General features: G+C 70.1%; 16 protein-coding genes, 1 pseudogene and 1 riboswitch. Of the genes and pseudogenes, 9 read left to right on the top strand and 8 right to left on the bottom strand.

Annotation, left to right across the window (positions count from 1 at the left end; translation table 11 throughout):
- Positions 1-266: 266 nt before the first annotated feature.
- On the top strand, positions 267-1904 hold the full coding sequence (locus HMPREF9062_RS13310; RefSeq protein WP_009409581.1) for a hypothetical protein: 1638 nt from the start codon (positions 267-269) through the stop codon (positions 1902-1904).
- Between the two features lie 133 nt (positions 1905-2037).
- Here the strand turns inward: HMPREF9062_RS13310 and HMPREF9062_RS00230 are convergent, their stop codons facing one another.
- Together HMPREF9062_RS00230 and HMPREF9062_RS00225 are read right to left on the bottom strand one after the other, a co-directional pair.
- Positions 2038-2385 carry a heavy metal-binding domain-containing protein gene (locus HMPREF9062_RS00230; protein ID WP_009409580.1) on the bottom strand — a complete coding sequence of 116 codons (348 nt, stop codon included), beginning with the start codon at positions 2383-2385 and terminating at the stop codon, positions 2038-2040.
- Positions 2386-2609: 224 nt separating this feature from the next.
- Positions 2610-3128 (bottom strand): SprT-like domain-containing protein, encoded by a 519-nt coding sequence (locus HMPREF9062_RS00225; RefSeq protein WP_009409579.1) that lies wholly within the window; start codon positions 3126-3128, stop codon positions 2610-2612.
- A 373-nt stretch (positions 3129-3501) separates the two neighbouring features.
- Here HMPREF9062_RS00225 and HMPREF9062_RS00220 point away from each other — a divergent pair, with 373 nt between their 5' ends.
- Complete coding sequence (locus HMPREF9062_RS00220; RefSeq protein WP_156789914.1) at positions 3502-4335, top strand: hypothetical protein; 834 nt, start codon at positions 3502-3504, stop codon at positions 4333-4335.
- Positions 4336-4378: 43 nt separating this feature from the next.
- Here the strand turns inward: HMPREF9062_RS00220 and HMPREF9062_RS11985 are convergent, their stop codons facing one another.
- On the bottom strand, positions 4379-5281 hold the full coding sequence (locus HMPREF9062_RS11985) for a hypothetical protein (protein ID WP_050795223.1): 903 nt from the start codon (positions 5279-5281) through the stop codon (positions 4379-4381).
- Positions 5278-6045 (bottom strand): DUF6318 family protein, encoded by a 768-nt coding sequence (locus HMPREF9062_RS00210; protein ID WP_009409576.1) that lies wholly within the window; start codon positions 6043-6045, stop codon positions 5278-5280. Before HMPREF9062_RS00210 ends, HMPREF9062_RS11985 begins: the two co-directional genes overlap by 4 nt.
- Positions 6046-6351: 306 nt before the next feature.
- Here HMPREF9062_RS00210 and HMPREF9062_RS00205 point away from each other — a divergent pair, with 306 nt between their 5' ends.
- Complete coding sequence (locus HMPREF9062_RS00205; protein WP_009409574.1) at positions 6352-7878, top strand: phospholipase D-like domain-containing protein; 1527 nt, start codon at positions 6352-6354, stop codon at positions 7876-7878.
- A 148-nt stretch (positions 7879-8026) separates the two neighbouring features.
- A complete protein-coding gene (locus HMPREF9062_RS00200; protein ID WP_009409573.1) occupies positions 8027-9376 on the top strand; it encodes an IS1096 element passenger TnpR family protein in 1350 nt (449 codons plus the stop codon).
- A 96-nt stretch (positions 9377-9472) separates the two neighbouring features.
- On the opposite strand, the gene HMPREF9062_RS00195 is transcribed toward HMPREF9062_RS00200, so the two are convergent.
- The 3 genes from HMPREF9062_RS00195 to HMPREF9062_RS12705 all read right to left on the bottom strand — a co-directional run bounded on the left by HMPREF9062_RS00195 (position 9473) and on the right by HMPREF9062_RS12705 (position 16151).
- The gene (locus HMPREF9062_RS00195; RefSeq protein WP_009409572.1) at positions 9473-14287 is read right to left on the bottom strand and encodes a DUF3418 domain-containing protein; all 4815 of its coding nucleotides are present in this window, start codon (positions 14285-14287) and stop codon (positions 9473-9475) included.
- Complete coding sequence (locus HMPREF9062_RS00190) at positions 14284-14718, bottom strand: MerR family transcriptional regulator (RefSeq protein ID WP_009409571.1); 435 nt, start codon at positions 14716-14718, stop codon at positions 14284-14286. Before HMPREF9062_RS00190 ends, HMPREF9062_RS00195 begins: the two co-directional genes overlap by 4 nt.
- 161 nt (positions 14719-14879) lie before the next feature.
- Positions 14880-16151 carry a hypothetical protein gene (locus HMPREF9062_RS12705; RefSeq protein WP_009409570.1) on the bottom strand — a complete coding sequence of 424 codons (1272 nt, stop codon included), beginning with the start codon at positions 16149-16151 and terminating at the stop codon, positions 14880-14882.
- A gap of 392 nt (positions 16152-16543) precedes the next feature.
- On the opposite strand from HMPREF9062_RS12705, the gene HMPREF9062_RS00185 reads away from it, so the two are divergent.
- From HMPREF9062_RS00185 to HMPREF9062_RS00170, 4 genes are all read left to right on the top strand, one after another.
- Positions 16544-17347 carry an amidohydrolase family protein gene (locus tag HMPREF9062_RS00185; protein ID WP_009409568.1) on the top strand — a complete coding sequence of 268 codons (804 nt, stop codon included), beginning with the start codon at positions 16544-16546 and terminating at the stop codon, positions 17345-17347.
- Positions 17348-17645: 298 nt separating this feature from the next.
- Entirely contained in the window at positions 17646-19163 is a 1518-nt protein-coding gene (locus HMPREF9062_RS11980; protein ID WP_156789913.1) for a hypothetical protein, read from the top strand.
- 53 nt (positions 19164-19216) lie between these two features.
- The gene (locus HMPREF9062_RS13735) at positions 19217-20245 is read left to right on the top strand and encodes a PfkB family carbohydrate kinase (RefSeq protein WP_009409566.1); all 1029 of its coding nucleotides are present in this window, start codon (positions 19217-19219) and stop codon (positions 20243-20245) included.
- Positions 20246-20426: 181 nt separating this feature from the next.
- Positions 20427-21635 (top strand): endonuclease/exonuclease/phosphatase family protein, encoded by a 1209-nt coding sequence (locus HMPREF9062_RS00170; protein WP_009409565.1) that lies wholly within the window; start codon positions 20427-20429, stop codon positions 21633-21635.
- A gap of 53 nt (positions 21636-21688) precedes the next feature.
- Here the strand turns inward: HMPREF9062_RS00170 and HMPREF9062_RS00165 are convergent, their stop codons facing one another.
- Positions 21689-22513, bottom strand: a complete 825-nt coding sequence (locus tag HMPREF9062_RS00165; RefSeq protein WP_009409564.1) for an alpha/beta hydrolase family protein — start codon at positions 22511-22513, stop codon at positions 21689-21691.
- Between the two features lie 167 nt (positions 22514-22680).
- A riboswitch (SAM riboswitch) is annotated at positions 22681-22767 on the top strand.
- A 145-nt stretch (positions 22768-22912) separates the two neighbouring features.
- Here HMPREF9062_RS00165 and HMPREF9062_RS13300 point away from each other — a divergent pair.
- Positions 22913-23145: pseudogene (locus HMPREF9062_RS13300) on the top strand (methylenetetrahydrofolate reductase); the annotation flags it as partial.

Below are 23145 nucleotides of genomic sequence, written 5' to 3'. Positions count from 1 at the left end.
ACCCCCATACCACAGATGAATTCCATACAACGACGGTATTGATACGGCCGCCCCCACCGCCGAGGCCGACTTTTTCGTACGAGGTTGACGCCGCCGTCGTCAACCTCGTACGAAAAAGTCGACTCCGAGCAAGGAGGAGCAGGAGGGTGAGGGGATGAGGTCGTATCGACCGGCGAACCTCCCCGACATGGACCTCTCGGCGCCGTAGGGTGGAGGCGTCGTGTCCACCGGGAGCCTCCCGGTGCCCCTCTCGAAGGAGCCCCGTCGTGTCGGAGTCTCAGCAGCCGCATATCAACGACCCCTCGACCCCCGCACCGGACGCGGTTCCGCCGTCGTCGGGCCAGACGGCCCGCGATGGTGCCGAACCCAGCCCGGCGTCGCAGTCCGAGCCGCCCGACCTCCCCTACGCCATGGAGACCGTGCGGGTCGATCCCCGTGACCTGGAGAGGATGCGCCGTGGCGGGCAGCCTCAGGCGTCGCTTCCGGTGCCGCCGGCTCAGTCCGCCGGGCCGTCCGCGCCCGAGAAGCCCACCGTGAGCGGGCCCGAGGATTCGAATGCGGGCCGGGCCCGCGAGACCGCCGCAGCCGCCCCGACGTCGCCGGGCTCCGAGGCCGACGACATGCCCGACGCCGCGGCGGAGACGGTGATCCTGCCCTCGGGCAGACCCGGGCCGAACGCGACGGTCGGGCAGCCGGCCTCCGAGGCGGGGCCCGCCGGGCGCGGGCGGATGCCCCGGCATCCCGGCTCCGGGCCGGGGACGACGGATCCCGGGACCAGTGCCGGAGCCGCGGGAGCACGTCCTGTCGGCGACGCGTACGGGCGGCCGGGACCGACCGCCCCCGAGGCGTCGGCGACCACATGGCCCGCTCCCGGCACGATCGGCGCAGACCCCCACGGCGGAACCGCTGGCCCGGCCGTCGCCGGTCGGCCGCCGACGGTCGGGCCCCGGGACGCCGGTGCGCCCGCGACGGGCGCGAATCGCCCCGACGCGGCGGCGCCCACCGGACAGGCGCCTACGGTCTCGAGCATTCCGACCGTCTCCGGCCCGCCGCCCGCGAGCCGGTCGTCTTCAGCCACCCGCCCCGGAACACCATCGCCCGGCTCCCTGGGCTCCCCGGCTGCTGCGCGGTCCGGCGCTTCCGACGCATCGACCGGGGGAGCACCCGGCTTCCAGTTCCAGACGCCGGCGGTCGGTGCGAGCGCGCCGGCGGGATCGGTGCCGGGCTCCGGGCCCGAGTCGGCTCCCTCCGGGGCGGGTTCGGCGGCCGGCGGCGCCGTGCCGGAGTGGGCGGTTGAGACGGTGGCCGTTCCCAGGGACGGCCACCGTCCGAGTGCTGAACCGACGACTCCGACGCAGTACGCAGCGCCCGCTGCTGGTAGTGCCGACTTCCAGATGCCCGCGGGACCGGTGCCGGGCTCCGGGTCCGCGTCGGCCTCCTCCGGGCCGGCTCCGGCCTATTCCGCGCCAGGGTCGGCTCCCTCCGGGTCGGCTCCAGCCGGCGGTGGTGCGGGGTCGCTCGGGAACGGTGCTTACCCGGCTCGCCCTGACGCCTACCCTGACCCGCCGACCGGGTACGGCCCAGGCGACTACGCCCTCAAAACCGCCTCGCCTGCGGCCCAGTTCGCCGGTCCGCCCGCCGCAGTCTCGGCCCCGGCGGTTGCCGGGCCTCAGGAGGTTGCGCCTCCCGAGCCCCGCGAATCGCTCGGCGGCTGGATGGTAGCGGTGCTCATCGCCCACCTGCCCGTCATCGGCCTCATCTACCTCATCGTGGTGTCCATCGTGAGTGGGACGTCTCGACGCACGTGGGCGCGGGCCCTCCTCATCTGGCAGGTGATCGCCATCGTGGCCTCCACGATCTTCGCGCTCGCCGGTGGCGCGACGATGTTATCCCGGCTCACGTAGTTCCGAGCACCGGGTTTCGCGCAGCCCGTCCCGGACCGCGGCTCCGCGGGGTGCTCGGGTTGCGCGCCGGCGCCTCGCCCGAGCGCGGCGGGCGTCGTCGTCGCGAGTGCGAGGCGTGAGCGCGGGCCGAACCTCAGTATCCGACGTTGCCTTGCTGGTTGGAAGAGAAGCGCACGGCCGTGCCCGCGGCCGTCACCATGAGCATGCCGTTGTTCTGGCCGAGCGTTTCGTAGTCGATGTCGACGCCGACGACGCCTTCGGCGCCGAGCTCCTGGGCCCGCTGGACCATCTCGGCCAGCGCGCTCTCGCGGGCCTGGATCAGCTCCTGTTCGTAGGACTCCGAGCGTCCGCCGACTATGTTGCGGAGGCCGGCGGCCATGTCCTTGAAAGCATTGACACCGGCGATGGTCTCGCCGCACACGACGCGCAGGTACGCGGTGACGGGGTAGCCTTCGACGGTGGGGGTGGTGGTGACGATCATGAGTGCTCCTTCGAATTCGCGGACGCGGCCGCCGGGGCCGCCGCATGGAGTCTTCCAGACATGACGGGCGCCGGTCTTCCTCCGGCACGGAAACGGGGAGCCCTCCCCATAGCTCTCTCCATCCTGCCTGCTTCCGTCCGCGTCCACGGCGAGTCGAAAGGGAACGACCTGTCTGCGGCGCCGAATGCGCGATGGGTCCCGTCCTCCGGCTCGAAGACGGCCCCTCATCCGGTTCGACGTCGCAGCCGGGCGAGGGCGTGCGCGTAGCGCGGCCCGATCTGCTCCGGGGCGGCGGGGAGGCCGTCCAGCCGCCAGTCGAGCAGATTCTCGGCTCGGAAGGAGCGCGAGCATACGGCGCAGGCCAGCGGCACCGAGGGGCGCCGCATCCGCGTGACCGTATGGCCCGCCGGGCAGATGCCCAGCCACCGGCCCTCCATCTGCGGGGCGTGCGGGCTGACCAGACGCTCCCCGGTCGAGCCGATGCGGTGGGCTTCCGCCCGCCACACGGCGTCGTGCCCGTGACCGGCGCCAACGCGCGCGTGGGCGATCTCATGGAGGACCGTTTCACGCACCTCGGCCTCGTCGTACAGGCTCATGAGATGACGTGAGAGCGTGATCCGACGACGCGCCTGATCGGTCTGCCCGGCCCGGCGCCGGGCGCGGTCCAGGGCGAGATCCCAGTCCTCGACGTCGTACTCGACCATGAGACTGCGGGCCAGGGACAGCGCGTCGGACAGGTGCACGGACCGAGGGTAGCGGGTCGGCCACCTCGCGCAGAGGATGCCACGACGACGGAGGGCACGGCCGGACGTAGCGGGTCGGCCGCCGGACTGTGGCAGCATGGCGCCGATGTCTCAGCGTCCTCACCCTGCCCCGCGCCGCCGCCCCTGCCGAAGCCGCCCCGGCTCCGGCTCTGCCGCGACGGTGCGACCCGCCTCCGCGCGCTCGGGCCCTCGCACCGGCGAGAGCGGTGCCGGCGGCGTCCGCGGTGGCGGGGCCCGCCCGGTCGGTTCACGCGGCGGATCCGGCGGTGGGGACCCGCGCGGAGGGCCGCGCACGAGACGCCGACGCAATCGCAACCCGCTGGTGCGCGCGCTCATCTCTCCGTTGGGCCTCATGCTGATCGCATTCGCGATCACCGTCGCGGTGGGCCTGCTCGCGGCCCGCGTCATCGAGTCCGAACCGTTGACGAGCTCCGCGCCGACCGCCGGTCGGGGCGGGCCGGTTCCCATCGCGACTGACATGACCGGCTTCGATGCCACGCACATAATCGACGACGACGTCTTCTACGACTCCACCACCATGACGGCCGAGGAGATCACCGCCTTCATCGACCAGGTCAACTCCGGGTGCCAGACCGGGCGTGACGGCACGGCCTGCCTGGCCGAAGCGAGCTTCGACACCGAGGACCGCGAGGAGACCGCCGCCTGCCCGGGCGGCTATCAGGGGGCGAGGGCCGAGAACGCCGCACAGGTCATCTCGAAGGTCGCCACCGCCTGCGATATCAACCCGCAGGTGCTGCTGGTGCTTCTCCAGAAGGAGGAAGGGCTGCTCACGTCATCCGGCGCGACGCTGACGGCCCGCGACTACGAGACCGCCGCGGGCTACGCCTGCCCCGACGGCACCCAGTGCGATCCGCAGTACGCCGGGTTCTTCCAGCAGTTGTACGGGGCCGCCTCCCAGTTCCAGGACTACCGCCTGAACCCCGAGGCTTTCCAAGTGGTCGCCGGCGCGCCCGTGCAGCTGGCGTACTCTCCGGACGCGTCCTGCGGCACCGGCGAGATCACAGTGGTCAATCAGGCGACCGCGGGCCTGTACGACTACACCCCTTACCAGCCCGATCCCGCTGCGACCTCCGGCGGCGACGCCTGCACCAGCTGGGGGAACTGGAACTTCTACGGGTATTTCCGCGCCCTTTTCGCAGACCCCACGCCCTCGACGCTCACGTGAGGCGCAGAGCCGGGGGGGGGGAGCCGCCGGGGCGGGGACGGGGTCAGTGGTTGTGGGCTTCTTCGGCGTTGTCGGTGAGATAGGTGAGGGTGCGGGTGATGGTGTAGGGAGTGGAGGTTTCGGTGGTGGTGATGGTGCCGTTGACGTGGTGCCATTGAGCGGTGCCGGCGGGGCGGTAGCGGGCGGTCCAGGTGGTGGTCAGGGTGGTGGTGATGTTGGTGGCGGTGCGGGTGTAGCGGTGGGTGATGGTGGGGTTGGGCCAGGGGGCTCCAGGGTCGGTGGTGGTGGTTGTGGTTCCGTCGCCCCAGTCCCAGGTGTAGGCGATGGGGGTGGCTTCGATGTCAACAGTGGTGGTGGCGATGGTGGTGGTCAGGTTCTGGGGGGCGGGGTTGGTGTAGACGATGAGGGGTTTGGTGATGAGGAGGGTGGGGCCCGGGGGTTGGCGGGTTAGGCCGGAGCCGTCGGCGATGGCGGTGGCGACGTCACGGGCGGTGACGGTCAGGGGGCGGGGTGCTGGTGGTGCGGAGGCCGGTTCGGCGGGTGCGGGGTCGTCGGGCGCGGAATCGTCGGGCTGCGGGAGTGCGGTGCAGATGGCGACGGGGGGCTTGTCGTCTGTGAGGGGGTCCCAGACGGTGCATGCTCCGGGGGCCGGGGCCTGCTGGGTGGTCTCGTCGGCGTAGGCGACTGCGGGTGCGGAGTCGGTTGCTTCGTTCTCGGCCGGGGCGCCGGCTTGTCCGGGGGTGTCGGTTGTTCTGGGTGAATCCGCTGGCGGAGAAATCTCCTGGTACGTTTCAGATCCGATGAAAATTGTGTTGTTTTGCTCCCATCCAGACCATTCTGCATTATTGTTAGAGTCTCCGCCACCTTCGGTCGCAAAAACTTCTGCTGTGATTAAACATGATGCGAAAATTGCCGTTAGTGCTGCTTTTGCTGGGTGTTTTCTCATTGTGTTTTCACCTCTCGGATGATCCAGCGGGTTCCGTTGTGATACATGGCGAAGGTGAGGGTATGCTCGGGGTCGGCCGGTGAGATCGTCTCGGTTCCGTCCCCGCTGTGGTTTGTTGCTTCGCTGGTGGTGACAGTCGTGTCCAGGCGGACGTAGGGGAAGGCATCAGTGGGGTCGTGGTAGGTCGTTTTGTCCACGGTGATGTCCCAGTAGTCGACCCAGCCTCCTTCGTCGTGGAGCTTCTTCGCTCCGTCCATGAATGAGCGGCAGAAGACGCATTCGGTGTCGCTCATGGCGTTGATGTCGTCGGTGCTGCCGGTCATGAAGGCGTAGCGGTAGAGGAGGAGGAAGTAGTAGGCGCTCAGGGTGGCGCCCTCGGGGGAGTCGTCGTTGATTTGCTCGCCCTGGACGGGCGGGTCGGCGGCGCGGGCCTGGTCGCGTTTGGCGATCAGGTCGTCTCCCAGGGCTGTGTCCTGTGAGGCGCTGGCTGGGGCGGCCGCGGTGGTCATGAGGTCCTGGGAGTCCGGTGCGGGGTCCTGATCGGCGCGGTGGCCCGTGCAGGAGGTCGGGCCGGTTATCGCGGCCAGTGCCAGGGCGCAGGCGATGAGCGCGGCCAGTGGCCGCCCGCCGCGCCGCGGCCCGCTCCCGCGCGACCCACCCGGGCGCGGTGCGTTCTGGCGCTGGAGCGCATCGGTGGTCGAGGGCGCGGCGGTCGTGTGGTCGGTGGTCGGGGTTGTGCGGGAGCCGGGGGAGGGGCGTGTCATGGCGGGGGCTTTCAGGGATGGGTGTCGGAGTCGGGGCGGCGGTGCCTGTGATGGGTGCAACATAGCCTAGGCGACACGCCGTTGCCAACAGGGACCGCGCTGCCCTGTGGACAGCCCCGCTCCCATACGGGACACCGCCCCGCCCAGATACCATCCCTGCGCCGGGGCGGGTTCTGTTCCCGGTACGCCGACAACGCCCCGCTCGGGCGCCGCCGTCGGCGGGACCGTTCGCGCCTCCCCTCCCGCGCGGGGCCCGCCCGCGAGCAGCTGAGCGGCCTCCATCGACTTCCGTGCGAGGATGCGGCTATGGAATGGCCGCCCTTTCTGGCGACGACCTGGGTCGTCATCGAATACGCGATCAAGATCGTCGCGCTCGGAACCATTCCGGAGAATCGCCGTCCCGCATCATCCACGGCCTGGCTGCTGCTCATCTTCCTGCTGCCGATCGTCGGCCTGCCGCTCTACATCTTCCTGGGCAGCCCGTGGATCCACGGCAAGCGCCGCCGTCAGCAGGAGGAGGTCAATGAGATCGCCCTGGAGGCCACCAAGGACGTGCCCTACGCCCCTGACGGTCCGCAGCGCTCGCTGCAGCTGGATTCCATTCTGCGGATGAACCGCGCCCTGACCGGGCTGCCCTGCGTCACCGGTGATGTCGTCGCCCTGCACGCGGACTCCGCGGCGACATACGCGCAGATGGCTCGCGCCGTCGATGCGGCCACGCATCACGTCCACGTCGAGTTCTACATCCAGTCATGGGATCCGGTCACCGACGTCTTCTACCGCGCGCTCGAGCGGGCCGCGGCCCGGGGCGTCACCGTGCGCCTGCTCATCGATCACCTCGGGTCGCGCAAGTACCCGGGGTGGCGGGACCTGGGTCATCGCTTCACCGCCGCTGGCATCCGCTGGCGCCTTATGATGCCACTGCTGCCCCACAAGCGGCGCTTCCGGCGCCCCGACTTGCGCAACCACCGCAAGCTGCTCGTCATCGACGGCGAACGCGCCTTCATCGGATCTCACAACATCATCGACCCCACCTACCGCCTGCGCTCCAACGTCCGGGCCGGCCGCACCTGGGCGGACTTGAGCGTGGAGGTCGCCGGGGACATCGTCGTCGAGGCGGAGGCCGTCTTCGGCATGGACTGGTTCTTCGAGGCGGGCGAGGCCTTCGACATGGAGAGCATTCTCCCGCAGGCGGGCGGCTCACGGACCGTGGCCCAGGTGCTGGAGGACGCCGCGCCCGTCGGCACGCCCGCGCCCCAGCCGGGGCGGCCCGACGCCGTCGTCAACGCCATGCAGCTCGTCCCCTCCGGCCCCGGCTACCCCACCGAGCCGAACCTGCGAATGGTGCTGTCCCTCATTCAGAACGCCACTGAGCGCGTATCCATCACGAGCCCCTACTTCGTCCCCGACGAGGCACTGCTGTCGGCGATGACGACGGCGGCCTACCGCGGTGTCGAAGTCGAGTTGTTCGTAGGCCGGGAATCGGACCATCTCATCGTTAACCATGCGCAGCGCTCCTATTACCAGGCCCTGCTGGCTTCAGGCGTGCGGATCTACCGCTACCCGGCGCCGACCGTGCTGCACGCCAAGTACATGACGGTCGACGATGAGATCGCGATCATCGGCAGCGCCAACATGGACTTCCGCTCCTTCGCTCTGAATTACGAGGTCATGCTGCTGGCTTTCGGCGGCGATCTCGACGACCTGCTGCGCGCCAACGACGCCCACTACCGCAGCGTCTCGCTCGAGCTCACCGCCGAGGAGTGGGCGGCCGAACCCTGGTGGCGCCGCTACATCGACAACGTCTGCCGACTCCTGTCCGCTGTGCTGTGAGCGCGCGGCCCGCGAGATCGACATTATGGGCTGAGGCTGACGACGGCGCCGTCGAGCTCGTACCAGAATGTCGATCTCGAAGCCGCGGCCGGACGGACGCGCCGAGCCCCGTTTTGGCCGACGGCGCAGGCGCTGCCACGATGACACCATGGCACGACGTTGGCAGATCATCTCCGTTGAGCTCCTCTCCGGGCGTGGGAAGATCTTCGTGCCTCCTCCGGGTCGAGACCTCATCCTCCCGCCGTCAACCACCTTCGAGCAGCTCGGTGTGGCGATCGACCTCGCCCTGGCCCGGTGGGATCTGGGGCACTTGCGCGACTTCACGCTCGCCGACGGCACTCGCATCATCGATGATGTCACCAACCTCGAGATCGGCCTGGGAGGGTTCTCCGGCGGCGCTCTCATCGACAGCGTTCTGCGCCACGACGCCCGGGTTAAGGATCATGTCGGGGTCGGGGAAGCCTTCCGCTACGTCTTCGACTTCGGCGACGACTGGACCTGCCGGTGCACGGTGACCAGATTGGGCGATCCCGAACGGGAGCTGGGCGTTGTCGTGCAGGAGCCCACCGCGATCTGGGGGTGGGGCGCTCTACCCGACCAGTACGGGCGCACCCGCCACGACGACGAGGATTTCCTCGGCGATGACCCGGCCCTGACGAGCAAGCAGGTGCGCGCCGAGGAGAAGGAGGTGCGCGCCTTCCTCATGACCTTCGGCCAGGTCGAACCCGAGCGGATCGACTTGCGGGCGGTGCGGGCCGCCAGAGCCACGGGCGACCCCAGCGCGCTCATCGCGGCGCTGACCGGGGTCAACGCCGACCATGCGCTCCAGCAGATCGGCCAGGCCGTCCTCGAGGCATGGGACTCGATCCACTCGGCGGGGAGCCGGCACGGCCGGAACGCAGCTAGCGGCGAGCTCGCCTCGGTGATGGCGACCCTGAGCGATAGACTCCGCTGGCGCGACGAGGACGGCGATTCGATCCTCAGCGCCGAGCTCCTCGCCCGGATCCAGGGGACCGAGCCGATCGGGCGGCCGCTGCCGGTCGATCTGGAGGAACTCGCCGACGTCATGGCCTCCTACGGTGACGTCTCCGGCGGCTACCTCGACCTGGACACGGGACAGGTGCTGCTGGCCTCCATGGTTTCCGCCCGCGGGATCGATCTTGAGGACGGAGATGAGGAGCTGGGTATCGAGGCCGATCATCGGTGGGTCGAGGTCGACGACAGCGCCAAGGCGATCGCGACCGCGGACCGGCGCGGCTTCATCCGTCACCTCCAATCCAGCGGACGCCAGGAGGAGCGAGCCGCCGCGGGCACGCTGTCGGCGGCCATGAAATCGCAGTACTCCCGCGGCTTCCACGACGCCGTCGACGAGCTCGAACTCGTCCCGGTGTGGGTCGGATACCGCGACGACCGCCGTTGGGGCCGGGCCCGGGAGGCCCTCGCAGCCCGCGGAGTGCGCCCCGTCGGGGAGAGCGCGACCGCGGAGGCCGCCGGGTAGCGCGGCATCGCCCCCCCTCCCGCCGAGATCGACGTTTTCGCCCGAGCTCGACGGCGGCGTCGTCAACTTCAGTCGAAGACGTCGATCTCGGCGGTGTCAGATACCGGCGACGAGCCTGCTGATTCGCTTCAGGCTCACCTTGCAGCTCGTGCCCAGCGTCTGGGCGAACAGGCTCACTCGCAGTTCCTCGACCAGCCACCGCGCCCGGGTGAGCGCCGCCTCGCGCTCGGCGTCGGGCGGTTGCGCGGACGCCCGGTCCCGCGCCCCGTCAACCAGTGCGGTCGCCTCGGCCACCTGGTAGGCCAGGGCGGCGTCCTGGCTCGGGGAGGATTCCGCCTTCTCGACCCGCAGCGCCAGAGCCCTGAGGAAACGCGGCAGGTGGACCAGCTGGTCGGGCGGCGTCGCCGAGACGAAACCCGGGGCCACCAGGGCTGCGGCGTGCTCGCGCACCTCCTGCAGGGTGTTCAGCAGCGCCAGGGACGTGTGGGCCCCGACGACGCGCTCAACCTCCTGTCGGGCTGCGAGCACGCTGACGATCACCTGCGCCACTCGATAGACCTCGTCCTCGAGCTGATCGCGCATGAGCGCGACCAGCTCGGCGAAAACCGCCTTCGTGCGCACCGACGTCAGGGGCACGGTGCGCGAGCGCTCCCACCGCTGCGCCACCGTGCGCGCCGCCGCCAGCTCGATATCCTCCACGAGCGCCTCGGTGCTCGGGTAGGGGCTGGTGGCCAGCGCCAGGGACTCGGTCGCCTTCCACCGGCTCGTCACCCGCCCCGCGGGCAGGAAGGTCCGCGCCAGGGCGAGCGCCGTCACCCCCGCCGCGTGCTCACGGTCCTGAGCGGCGGCGTCGGGCAGGATGACCAGGTCCGCGCTGCGCGCACCGGCGGCCCGCAGCGTCGGGTAGCCGCGTACGACCAGGCCGGCCTCGCCCGTGGATTCCACGGTCTTCGGGATCGTGGACTGCTCGGGCCCCTCCAGTCCCGGTACGCCCGTGGGCCAGTCGGTCAGGCCCGCGCGTTCGGCCAGGCCGCGGCGGATCGAGCCGTGCCGGCCGCCCGCGTCCGGGCCGGCCCCGGGAACGGCCTCCGACGTCGGTTCCGGCGCCGACGCCGTGGTCCCTCTGCCGGGGGCCGGATCCCCCCGGCGGCCTGCGCGCCTCCCGCCCGCTCGCCGACCCCCGCGAGCGCCGGCCCGATCTTGCGCCTCGATCATGGCCTGCGCCAGCGCCCCGCGAACCGCCGAGCGCACCGCCTGCTCGGTGCGTCCCGACAGGCGCTGCTGCAGGGCGAGAAGGTCCTTGCTGCGGTCGACCTCGCGGCCGTGCGCGTCCAGGGCGACGAAGGCGATGCGCAGATGGTCGGGCAGGCGCTGCTCGGCCTCGGCCCAGTCGGCGTCGGTGATCTCGACGTCGCGCAACCGGTGCACGGCCGCGGCGAAGGCCTCCCGGAAGGGGACCGACGGCGCCGACGGGGCTCCGTCGGCGCTCCCGCCGTCGGCGTCCGGTACCCGCTCGCGCATCGTCGCCCACACCTGGGCGCCCACATCGGGGGCCGGTACGAGCCGTCGACGCACCCGCTTGGGCAGGGCCCGGATGCTCGCCACGCACAGCTCGGGCCGCATTCCGGGCACGAGCCAGTCGAAACCGTCCGGGCGCAGGCGCCCGAGCACCTCGAGGGGCACTTGCACGCTCACGCCGTCGTCGTCGGCGCCCGGTGAGAACACGTAGGCGAGCCCCAGGGTCAGATCCCCCTGAACCCAGGAGTCGGGGTAGCCGGACGCGTCGTCCCCGCCGGGCAGGAGCAGTTCGCGTGTGTAGTCCAGCAGGTCGGGACGGCGTCCCCTCTCCCGCTTCCACCAGGCGTCGAAGTCGTTCGCGCCGTGCACGTCGTCGGGCAGGCGGTCGTCGTAGAAGTCGAACAAGACCTCATCGCCGACCAGCAGACCGCGGACGCGGCGACGGCGCTCGACGTCGCCGATCTCCTCGACCAGTTCCCGGTTCCTGTCCACGAAATCGTACCGGGCGTGCCAGCCCCCCTCGATGAGCCCGTTGCGGATGAACATCTCCCGGGCCACCTCGCGGGCGGCGGGCGTGCCCACGCTCGCGAGCGTCACCGGACGGTCCGCCACCAGCGTCAGCCCGTACAGCAGGACCTTCTCGTGAACCATGGCGGCGCCCCGACGCGTCGACCAGTACGGCTGGCCGTACACGTGCCTGGTCAGGCCCGCCCGCTCGCCGATCTCCTCGACCCAGCGGGGGTCGATCTTCGCCACGGTGCGCGCGAACAGCCGGCTCGTCTCCACCAGCTCGGCGGTCATCACCCAGTCGTAGGTCTTGCGGCGCAGTCCCGAGCCGGGCCAGATGGTGAAGCGGGTGCCGCGGGTCCCGGCGTAGTCGCGCCGCCGCTGATCCCAGGTGCCGATATTCGACATCAAACCCACGAGCAGGGACCGGTGGATGGCGTCGGCGTCGGGCGTGTCCGCACTGCGCCCCAGGGCGACGACGGCGGCCGCCACATCCCCGTGGGCGATCCGGGCGGCGTGGCTCCCCGGTTCCAGAGATGCGCCGGTTGCCCGGATGGAGCGAGCGGTGGGCAGTTCGACCGGTGCGGCGTCCAGCCCCAGCGGACGGGCGAGCTGACGCAGCTGGGAGTGGACGTCGAACCACTCGCGCACTCGCAGGTAGTGGAGGAACTCGGCGCGGCACATGCGGCGCAGGGCGCTGCCCGACAGCTCGCGCTGCTGGGTGCGCAGGTAGCGCCACAGGTTGAGGTAGGTCAGGAAGTCGCTCGTGGGGTCGGCGAAGCGCCGGTGCATGGCGTCGGCCGCCTCCTTCCTGTCCGCGGGCCGCTCGCGCACGTCCTGAATGGACAGGGCGGCCACGATCACCATGACCTCCCCGGCGCAGCCCAGCTCGCCGGCGCGCAGCAGCATGCGGCCCAGACGCGGGTCGATGGGCAGGCGGGCCAGGCGTCGCCCGATGGCCGTCAGACGCGGCCCGCGGATCGCCGAGCCGGTCCCCCCGGGCTCTCGGGCGACCCGGCCGCCGCGGGCGCTGCGGCCGTTGGGCCCGCGGCGTGCGCCATCGGAGGGCCTGTCGATCGCCCCGATCTCGGTGAGCAGGGTGATGCCGTCGCGCACCGCCCGCGGATCGGGAGGATCCAGGAACGGGAAGTCTTCGACCGCGCCCAGCCCGAGCGCCGCCATCTGCAGGATGACGCTGGCCAGGGATGTGCGCAGGATTTCCGGTTCGGTGTACTCCGGGCGCGCCAGATAGTCGGCCTCGGAGTACAGGCGGATGGCGATGCCGTCGGCCACGCGCCCGCAGCGGCCCGCCCTCTGATCGGCGCTGGCCCGGCTGACCGGCTCGATCGGCAGGCGCTGGACCTTCGTCCGGTTGGAGTAGCGGGAGATGCGGGCCAGACCCGGGTCGATCACGTAGCGGATGCCGGGCACGGTCAGCGAGGTTTCGGCGACGTTCGTGGCCAGCACGATCCGACGGCACGAGTGCGCTTCGAAGACTCGATGCTGCTCGGCGGCGGACAGACGCGAGTACAGGGGGACGACCTCGACGGCCCCCGGCACCCGGGCCCGTCCGTCCGCGACGTGGCGCGGGCCCAGGTGGTCGACGAGGGCGGCCTCGGTGTCGCGGATGTCCCGCTCCCCGGGGAGGAAGACGAGGATGTCGCCCGGGCCCGCCGCCATGAGCTCGTCGACGGCGTCGATGATCCCGGTGACCTGGTCGCGGTCCTCCTGCGGGCCGGCCGACTCAGCCGACTCATCGGCCCGCGGCTTGGCGGCGCGGTCGGCGGCCGAGCGGATCGCCTCGCGGCGCTCGCGGGCGGCCGCCCGCACCGCCGGGTCGGGGGAGGTCAGGGCCTCCAGCTCGGCGTCGGTGAGCTCTCCCGCGGGGGCGGGGCCCGTCGGCGGGGCGGGGGAGGGTCCTTTCCCGCCCGGGGCGTGCGCGGGAGGCGCCTGGGCCGGCTCGGCGTCGTCGGCGAGCAGGGGGCGGTAGCGGACCTCGACGGGGTAGGTGCGTCCCGAGACCTCGATGACGGGGGCGGGGACGCGTGCGTCGGGGGAGCCGTTGCCGCCGGTGACGCCGTCGGAGCCCGCGTCCGGGTCGGCCGTGCGCCCGAAGTGGTCGGCGAAGCGCTCGGAGTCGATGGTGGCGGAGGTGATGATCACCTTGAGATCCGGGCGGGCGGGCAGAAGCCGGGCCAGGTAGCCGAGGATGAAATCGATGGTGAGGCTGCGCTCGTGGGCCTCGTCGACGATGATCGTGTCGTAGCGACGCAGCATCGGGTCGGACTGGATCTCGGCGAGCAGGATGCCGTCGGTCATGAGCTTGACCAGGGTGGCGGGGCCGGTCTCCTCGGTGAAGCGCACCTGGTAGCCGACGACGCCGTTGCGGCCGATGGGGGTGCCCAGTTCGCCGGCGATGCGCTCGGCGACGGAGCGGGCCGCGATGCGCCGCGGCTGGGTGTGGCCGATCATGCCGGTGACGCCGCGACCCAGCCCCAGGCAGATTTTGGGCAGCTGGGTGGTCTTGCCCGACCCAGTCTCGCCGGCGACGATGACGACCTGGTTATCGCGGATCGCCTCGGCGATCTCGTCACGACGGGTGGAGACCGGCAGCTCGTCGGGGTAGACGAGGGCGGGGACGCCGGCGGCGCGTGCGGCCAGCTGCTCGTCGGTGAAGCCCTCCCAAGCGCGACGGCGGCCGCGTCGTCCGTGGTTGCGGCGCCCGGAGCGCCTGGCGGGGCGGCGCCGGCTCGCATCGGAGCGGTCGGGATGGCGGTCGCCCGCGTCATCGTCGGGGCCGTCCGCGCCCGCGTCATCGTCGAGTTCTCCGACGGCCGCGGGCAGCGGCATGTCCTCAGGGCTCTCGGCAGTGTCGGCGGTCCTCATAGGCCGTCCATTGTCCCCCCACGCGTCTGTTCTGCGTGCGCCTGGCCGGTCGGGTCGGGGACGGTGGACGGGGTGGGCGGACTGCTGGGCGTGATCGGCCCGATGAGCGCCAGGAGCGCGGCGCGGGTGCGCGCGAGCCGCTGCTGGTGCTCGTCGATCGCCGCGATCTCCTCGCCGACTCGGCGGCGCAGCGCGTCGCAGGCGGCGGGGCGTCCGTCGTCGGCGACGCATTCCAGCAGCGGTCGCGCCGCCGCCACATTCATGCCGGCGTCGAGCAGGGTGCGGATGCGTCGGACCTGCTCGACCGCCTCGGGCGGGAAGTCCCGGTAGCCGTTGAGCAGCCGCCGCCCCGCCAGCAGACCGTGCCTCTCGTAGTGGCGGATCATCCGCGGTGTGCACCCCGTGCGCCGCGCCAGCTCGCCGACGAGCATCCAGTCCTCCTCCCTTTATGTTCCTCTATGTTCGCGCCCCGTGGCCGGGGAGGGAGCCGCCCGGTCTTTCACCCGCCAGTGCGCACCGGCGGACGGCCGGCGGCGCTTGCAACGGGCCCGCACGCCGAAGAATGATGGTGTTATGCTTGCCGGCTCTTCATCTAATTGTAGCGTGAGAGTTCGTCCTTGAAGTAGGTCGCAGTACGATAGCGACGTATCACCTCTATAGTGAGAGAACGGCAGATCATGCGTGAAAGCAGAGTTTTGTTCCAGGATATTATTGGAAAAGCTAGAAAAACGACCGAAAGAAGCCAGAATATTTCACATATCAGAAGGACGAAATGGCATTCAAAATATGTTTTTATCATAATAATTAGTGTTGCGGTGATAATTGGTGTCAGAAGAATGAGGTTCGAGCACACTAAATACAGTCGTGATCCTAGGCGTAGGCAGCGGTCCGCGCGGTAGTTCTTGTACCTGAGCTCACTTATTAGATGAACTGCGAAGAAAAAGAGAAAAAATAGCGCAAACGTGATGAGGGTGCGATAGCTCATGAACCCGCTCGAATGAGACGCGTGAGATACGCAACATAGGCCTGCCGCGGCTAGTAATATTACGATGAATGCTACTATAAAACTTAACAATAGAAGGCAGCCGTAGGTGCTCCGCCAACTCTGATAACCCTTTATTGTGGAACCCGACTCGGAGCCGCCGGACTCGATAAAGTCCTGTCGCTTCTCCGCCGCCTTTCTGGCCATGGAGCAGGCCTCTGATAACGAGGCCACCGTCTGCTTCTTCGGCAAGCGCGTTAATGATGCTAACATGCACTGAACAACGATGATTGTGATCAGAAACAGCGTAGTACCGACGTTCCCGCTCCCGCATGCGGCCGGGAAGATCGACCACGATATGGCCGCCCCGACGGTGTTCACACCCGTGGTGATGCTCAGAAGTAGTCTCTCCTCGTCATCGGGAATCGATTTCGACTCCTTGAATTGGATTCCGAAGAATAATGCGAATCCAATTGTCAAGAAGGAGGCTCCCATAGATGTTGCTTCAGAGACGGAATGGTATGAGTGGGCGAATCCCCGCCAGACGATGCCGATTAATGAAGCGACGAAGCCCCAGGAAGTCTCATCTGATAGATGATCGATACTATAGTGGAAGTTCGATACAATGCCGAGAGCTACCGCAAGCAAGGCGCTGACTGCGATGAAGTCGAATAGATTCAATGATGTTCGGGAGAATGAAAGACGTTGTTTTTTGAAGAAGTCCTCCGGAATGTGTTTTTTAAGATGCTCGACAAGCCTCTCGTATTCTTCAAGGTATTCACGAGCCTCGCTCAAGGCCGCGGATTCTTCGGTTCGTCTGTCACTATCGGCCTGAACGTGCTGGAGGCTGTGATCGTGGGTCCGTCGTGCACGAATAATCACGATAATCAATCCTTTTACACGATAAAGCTCGAATGGCCGTCAATTATTGCAGGATGACTCGCCGTCCGCAACTGTCGCCGCACTCGGGGACTTCAACCGCGGCGGGCTCCGCCGCATATCCGACGACACCCCGCCGTCCCCGTCGTCGTCCCCGCTCTCGGGCCCGACGGGACTCGATACCGACGTCTGCGGCCTGTCCGAGGTCCTGCCGACGCCGGGTCCGGCGAGTCGCGAGCCCGGTGACCGGTTCCTCACGCGTCCGCCGGGCCCCGCTCAGCCGCATTCTTGACCTTGACACTGGTGTGCACCTCTACGGTCATGGCGAATCACTCGGCGGGTCGCAATGCGCGGCACCTGCTGCGCACGCCCGCATCCGCGTAAGGAGCACCACCATGATCATCGACATTCACGCCCACCTGTGGGCCGACCCGGCGGCGCAGCGCGCTCGCGCCGCCGTCGCCGGCGTCGACACCACCGTCCTGCTATCGACCCGATTCCACCCCGAGTCCGCCGTCGCATTGGACGGGCTGCGACGTGAATTCGCCCGTCTACTCAGCGGTCTCGACGGCGGCGCGAACGGGCAGTCGGATCCTGCCGACTCGTACGTGCGCAGCACCGCCGAGCTGATCGCCGCGCTGGACGCCGCTCCCGCCGGAGCGGTCGGTTTCGCCGCCGGCCCCACGGCGGACCCCGCCGGTGCGCGTGAGCTCATCGAAAACCAGCTGCTCAACCCGAGCATCGTCGGGATCGGGGAGATCACCCCCGCAGGAGGACACGGCGCCGACCTCGAACCCTTTCTCCAGATCGCCTCCGACCATGCGGGCCTGCCCGTGCTCGCCCACGGCTTCGCGCCCAACACCGTCCAGGACATCAGGACCTACGCCGACCTGGCCGCCCGCTACCCGCGCGTGCCGCTCATCGTCGGCGCCTTCGGCGGCATGTCGGCCATGACCCTCGTCGAGCTCGCCGCGCAGCGCCCCAACCTGTACCTGGACCTGTCCAGCGCCCTGCAGGTCTTCATGGTCCGCGCCGCCGCGGCGACAGTGCCCGAGCAGTGCCTGTTCGGCTCGAACTCCCCCTACGGGGACCCTCTCGCCTCCAGGAGCACTGTTGAGGCCGCTGTGAGCGACCCCGCCGTTCGCGACCGCCTCCTCGGCCTCAATGCGGCGGGCCTCCTCGGCCTCACCGCCTCCTAGGCCGGCCGTGAGCTCGCGACCTCCCCGGGCCGGCCCGCCGAGCCCTACGAGACCCGCGACCGGCCCGCCGAGCCCTACGAGACCCGCGACCGGCCCACCTCGGCACGGGCCGCGACCGGTCGCGGAGCAGCGGCGCCGCCCGCCTACGACCGTGTCGGAGCGGAGCAGCGGCGCCCGCCTGCGCGCCTGGGAGTGCGCCTCCGAATGGCCGCTGACCGTCGCCGCCCTCGCTCGATCGGGAGAACTTGATGAGGCCTAGAACACACGCGGAGCGGGCACGTGTGCCATGCTCGACCGTATGACGGTTCCTGGTCAATCCCAACCGGTTCCCTACGGCAGAATGCCTCAGCCGGACCCCATGGGCCAGCCGGCCCCGCCGGGCCGGCCGGAGCGAACGAATCGGCCCGCCCAACCGGCCCCGACGTCATTCCCGGCGGAGCGGCACTCCACCGCCGGCGGCCAGGATGCGGCGGGCTACGGGCTGTCGCCCGGTTACGGCATCGTGCCCTCGGCCTACGGCGGTGACCCCTCCGCTCGCGGCGGTCCTGCGCCCGCAGGGAGGAAGAGACGGACAGTCCTCGTGATCGCGCTGGTGGCGGCGCTCGTCCTGGCCACCGGAGGCGGTCTCGCCGTCTGGGTGCTGCGCGATCGGGGCGACCGGAGCGCCGCGGACTCGCGCGATCGCTGGTCGAGCGCCTGGCTGGGCGGGGCCGAGGAGGTGTGGAGCCTGGACGCTCCGGCCGGCGCCGGCGGGATGAGCACCATCAAGGTCGTGAAAGATAAGCTCATCCGCGTGATGAACGGCAATGGTTCCGCCACCATCACGGTGTTCCGTCTGGGGGACGGGACGCCCGAGCAGCTCTGGGAGGAGGAGTTCGGGATTAACGAAACGTACTGGCTCAACATCTGGGAGGGGCAGATTGTTGTAGGGAACACCCTTGTCAATATCGACTCCCAGGAGCACGCCACAGCTCCGTGGAATCCGGACGCCTCGGTGGGCAGAGTGAAGGACGGCGTGGTCGCCCGCTCCGGCACGACGTGCGAGCTGTGGACGTCCATGACGGACAAGAAATGGGAAACAGAAATTCCGGCGAGCTCTTCTCTGATCCCTCAGACGAGCCAGGTCGTGGGCGATCACACCCTGGTCCGCACCTCGGAGAAGGAGCCGGATTATTTCTTCCTCGACCTCACCTCCGGGGAGACCGTACCGGTCGAGGGAGAAGAAGAAGTCAATCCCCCTTACGAGCTCGCCGACGGGTGGTTCAGCGCTGGCACCGACTATCGCGCGGGTAACGTCTACCACTACTACTACCTTTACGAGGCCGACGGCACCCTCAAGGAGTCGTTCAACACCGGCGTCGATGAGACCGTCACCACATACCCCTGGTCCCCCACTCCTTTCACCCTCGACCAGGCGCGCGCGTGGCTCCGGGACGGGGACCTGTCCTGGGCTCAGGGCACCTACTCCGTTTCGCAGTCGGATCCCTCATGCCAGTCCATTATCGTCGACGGCAACGAGATCGACCTCGGCAAGGATAACTCGGCGACCACAGATAGAGAGGAAGATAGAGGCGGTCAGTGCTCCATGAGGACCGAAATCCAGCCCATCCGCCTATCGGGGAGCGGTCAGATCGCCGAGTTCTCCGGGGGGACAGGAGATGAATCCTTCCTCCATCTCGTCGACATGACCACAGGCAGGGCCTCGGAGCCGATTCCTCTCGGAAAGTCCGCCGGGGGCAACTACATCGTCAAGGACGGCACGCTGTACGTCTACGACAGCAGGGGCGGGGGCATCACCGCCTACCGGCCGGCATGACGCCCGGCCCGCCGGGCGGGCTCCTCCGTCGTGCCCCGGGGTCGGATGGGGGAGTGAATGCTCTCCGATCGTCCGCCCGCCCCGTCGGCCTGTTCTGCGGCTTGACCGTCGTCGATGTCATCCAGCTCGTCGAGGCGCCGCCCGAACCCGACGAGAAGATCGTCGCCCTCGACCAGCTCGTCGCCGCCGGCGGTCCGGCCACCAACGCTGCCGTCGCCTTCTCCGCGTTGGGCGGGCGGGCCCTGTTAGCGGCGCCCGTCGGGGTCGGCCCTCTGGCCGACCTCGTGCGCGCCGACCTGGCCGCGGCCGGCGTCGAGCTCATCGACTGCGCTGCGCTCGGCCCCGCCGGGACCGACGCCCCCGATCCGACCGCATCCCCCGCCCCCGGCCTGTCGGTCTCCTCGTGCACCATCACCGCCTCCACCGGGGCGCGCTGCGTGGTCTCCACCAATGCCCGCACCGCCACCGACCCCGCTGCGCTGGACGTGTACGCCTCACGGGCGGGAGACGGCCGAGAGCCCCCGCCCGACGTCGTCCTCATCGACGGGCACAACCCCGCCCTGGCCGCGCTCGCCCTCGACCTGGCGGCGGGAGCGGACGCGTTCACCGTCATGGACGCCGGCTCCTGGAAGGACGACGCAGCCGACCTGCCCGGACGCTGCGATGTGGTCGCCGCATCGGCCCGCTTCTACCCTCCCGGACCCGCGGGCCCCCTCACGGGGCCTGCGGAGGCGGCTCGATGGCTGCGCGAGGCCGGAGCCGGCGGCGTCGTCATCACCCGCGGGGCGCGACCCGCCCTGTGGTGGTGCACCGCGGACCATGCTGATGGTCATGCTGAGAGTCGTACTGGCGGCCATGACGGGATCCACGGCTCCGTCATCCCGCCACAGGTCGAGGTGGCCGACACCCTCGGCGCGGGCGACGTCTTCCACGGGGCGCTCGCCCACGCCCTGGCCCATGTGACGCCCGGTCGGCTGACCGGCGCCGGACTCGCCGCGGCCGTGGAGCGCGCCTGCGTCATCGCCGCGACCTCCACCGAGGTCTTCGGGACACGCGCATGGCGTCAGCGGCTCGAGACGTAGGGCTTCCTCTACGCATCTTCTCCGTCATGCGTTGCGCGCCGGCCGGGCGGACGAGAACCGCGTGATGGCAGGGGCTGCTCGCGCCATGGGCGGGAGGGCGCCGGAAAGATGTGTGAGAGTCCCGCTCGACACCGCCGGACGCTTCCCCCGGAGGCGTCCCGTCGTAGGGCAACATGGGGCCATGGCCCCTCCGTCCGACGGCACCCCCCGGACCCCGAAGTCCGGTGCCCCGCACCGGGCTCGGCGCCGTGGGCGCTCTTTCCTCGGCTGGGTCATCGTCGTGTGCCTGTGCCTGGCGGTCATCCTGTCGCTGGTGCCCGACGCCCTCGGCCCTCTCAACGGCTCGCTGCGGCTCTCCCAGCGCCTTCCCTTCTCCCAGGTCATCGCCCTGCGCAGTCCGCTGGCCTTCGGGTTCGCCGTCCTCGGGCTCGTCGTCGGAGCGGCGGCCCTCGTACGCCGCGCACGCCGCACGGGCGGACGCCGCATGGCCGTGCTGGCCGTGGTCCTCCTGCTCGTCGCCGGCGCGCACACCGGTGCGCTCGCCCACCGCGGGCTCGATAGCGGCCAGGTCGTCACCGCCGCCGACCCGGCCGTGATCGACTCCGCCGCCTGGGACGGCACCGTCAGGATCCTGACCTTCAACACGCTTCAGGGCCGAGCCGACCGCTCCCGACTGGCCGCCGACATCGACGACGCCGGTGCGCAGGTGGTCGTACTTCCCGAGACCGGGGCCGACGAGGGCCGGGAACTGGCCGACCTCCTCAGCCGGGACGGCCTCCCCTACGCGGTTCACTCCTCGGCCAGCGGAGGCGGCCGAAGCGCCGGCGAGGAGGCCGCCGGCGACTCCGGGGCCGCCGAGAGCGAGGGGACCGACGACGCCGTCGCCCCGACCACCGTGCTGATCTCCCCCATTCTCGGTGAGTACGAGGAGGATCGCCCGGTTGACGACATCGGACACGGGGCCGTGCTGCTCAGACCCGCGGGGGATGTGACGACACCGGCCGGATACGTGCGACCCACGCTCCTGGGCGTGCACACGATCGCGCCGTTGCCCGGAACCATGGAGGACTGGTCGCGCACCGTCACCGCCGCCGCGCGGCAGTGCGCGCCGGAGACGCTCGTGCCCGGGACGATCGTCGCCGGTGACTTCAACGCGACCCTCGACCACGCACCACTGAAGGATCTCGGCGGATGCGCGGATGCCGGTACGCAGTCCGGTATCGGGGGGCTCGCCACCTGGCCGACAGCTTCTCGCACCGACCTGCTCGGCGCGACCCTCGACCACATCCTGGTCGATGAGTCCGTGTGGACGGCCTCGGCGGGGCGAGTGCTGAGCATTTCCGGCTCAGACCACCGCGGCGTGCTGGTCGAGCTGAGGCAAGCCCAATGATGGCCGGGTGCGCGGGCCGCGGCAGGCGCGGATGCGGGCGATCGTCCGTCGGGTCAGCGCAGCCGACGCGTGACCCACTCGATCGCCAGCCGCGCCACCTCGGCCTGCGCGGCGTCGGCGTCGTCGCCGTGCACCTGTTGGAGCCGGCTGCCGTCGGGCAGCAGGGCGAAGCCCTCGGCGGCGGCCTCGGCGGTATCCGGGAACTCGTCGGTCAGGGCGCCGTGGAGCATGAGGATCGGCCACGGCAGATCCGCCATGGTCGTGTTCGGCGACTGCAGCGACACGTCGGCCAGCGTCTCCCTGCTCAGCACATCCCACCGGCGGGGGTTGGGGTTGTCATCGGGCAGACGCGTCAGGCCGTGCCGGTCGAGCTCATCGAGCTGCTCGGAGGAGAAGACGTTCTCCCACAGGATGGACTGCGGGCCCACCACCGCGCCCACGACGACGACGGTGCGCACCAGCATCGGCCGGGCGAGCAGGGCCGCGGTCGCTCCGAAACCGTTGGCGTGGATGGCCTGCCGGGCGAAGCCCCGGTCCGCCAGCCAGCCGACGACGGCCCGGAGATCCTCGACCTCGCCGGCGAGGGTGATGACATCGTCGTCGGACTCACCCAGGCCGGAGAAGTCGAATTGCACGGTGGTCAGGCCCGCCCGCCGGTAGCGAGCGGCGATGCCGTCGAGGCGGTGCGCCAGGCCGTGCCGGTCGGTGAGGAAGTCGTGCGCCAGGATGACGACGCCCTCGGTGCGGATGGGGACCTCCTCGTCCTCCTCCAGAGCGGCGTCGAGAGCGGGGAGGTCCAGCGGATCCGCGGTCTCGGGAACGCACAGCGTCGCGGCCAGGTTGACGCCGCGGACCGTGGCGATGCCGATATCCGTCATGTGGCAAACCTAGGGCAGGGCCTTGCCAGGGTCACGACCCCGGGATGGGGAGCGCTCCGATTGCGCTGCCAGCGTGACGGGACAGAGGAATCAAACAACCCTTTGGTTGTTTTCCCGATCGCTGGACTTCGCTGCCTCGCACGTCGCGAGACGTTAGGGTACGGCTCGTCCCATCCAGAGCGGCTGAGAGACCTGGCTCGGCGATGCCGCAGCAACCCCTTTGCGGTGGGTGCTTCCGCCAGGACCGATGGAGACCGAATGATGACAACACCCACCACCCCCTCAGGCGACTCCGCGCGTGCCCCTGCGCCTGGCGCCGTGCCCGCCCCGGGCGCGCCGCACGCAGCGCGCCCTCCTGTGTCTGGCGCCGTGCCCGCCCCGGGCGCACCGCGCCCGACCGTGTCCCTCGAGCTGTTCCCGCCGCGGCCCGACCGGCACGCCACCCAGACCTGGGGCGCCCTCGACCGACTGCTGGCCGCCCGCCCCGACTTCGCCTCCGTCACCTACCGCCCCTCCTTCATCGTCGCCGATCCCGACGGATCCCGCCCGACCCGCCGGGATCGGGACGAGCCTGGCGCCGTGCCCGCCCCGGGCGCGCCGCACGCAGCGCGCCCCCCTGTGTCTGGCGCCGT

Origin of the sequence: Actinomyces sp. oral taxon 448 str. F0400, assembly GCF_000220835.1 — a bacterium.
Taxonomy (GTDB): domain Bacteria; phylum Actinomycetota; class Actinomycetes; order Actinomycetales; family Actinomycetaceae; genus Actinomyces.
This window is presented reverse-complemented; position numbering and strand designations above follow the sequence as displayed.

Excerpts from the sequence above, each read along its gene's own strand:
- HMPREF9062_RS00190 (WP_009409571.1), bottom strand. The coding sequence starts at position 14,718 with ATGCTCGTCGGCGAGCTGGCGCGGCGCACGGGGTGCACACCGCGGATG.
- HMPREF9062_RS00170 (WP_009409565.1), top strand. The coding sequence starts at position 20,427 with ATGGCCCCTCCGTCCGACGGCACCCCCCGGACCCCGAAGTCCGGTGCC.
- HMPREF9062_RS00165 (WP_009409564.1), bottom strand. The coding sequence starts at position 22,513 with ATGACGGATATCGGCATCGCCACGGTCCGCGGCGTCAACCTGGCCGCG.
- HMPREF9062_RS00185 (WP_009409568.1), top strand. The coding sequence starts at position 16,544 with ATGATCATCGACATTCACGCCCACCTGTGGGCCGACCCGGCGGCGCAG.
- HMPREF9062_RS00195 (WP_009409572.1), bottom strand. The coding sequence starts at position 14,287 with ATGAGGACCGCCGACACTGCCGAGAGCCCTGAGGACATGCCGCTGCCC.
- HMPREF9062_RS00210 (WP_009409576.1), bottom strand. The coding sequence starts at position 6,045 with ATGACACGCCCCTCCCCCGGCTCCCGCACAACCCCGACCACCGACCAC.
- HMPREF9062_RS00205 (WP_009409574.1), top strand. The coding sequence starts at position 6,352 with ATGGAATGGCCGCCCTTTCTGGCGACGACCTGGGTCGTCATCGAATAC.
- HMPREF9062_RS00230 (WP_009409580.1), bottom strand. The coding sequence starts at position 2,385 with ATGATCGTCACCACCACCCCCACCGTCGAAGGCTACCCCGTCACCGCG.
- HMPREF9062_RS00200 (WP_009409573.1), top strand. The coding sequence starts at position 8,027 with ATGGCACGACGTTGGCAGATCATCTCCGTTGAGCTCCTCTCCGGGCGT.
- HMPREF9062_RS11980 (WP_156789913.1), top strand. The coding sequence starts at position 17,646 with ATGACGGTTCCTGGTCAATCCCAACCGGTTCCCTACGGCAGAATGCCT.
- HMPREF9062_RS11985 (WP_050795223.1), bottom strand. The coding sequence starts at position 5,281 with ATGAGAAAACACCCAGCAAAAGCAGCACTAACGGCAATTTTCGCATCA.
- HMPREF9062_RS00220 (WP_156789914.1), top strand. The coding sequence starts at position 3,502 with ATGCTGATCGCATTCGCGATCACCGTCGCGGTGGGCCTGCTCGCGGCC.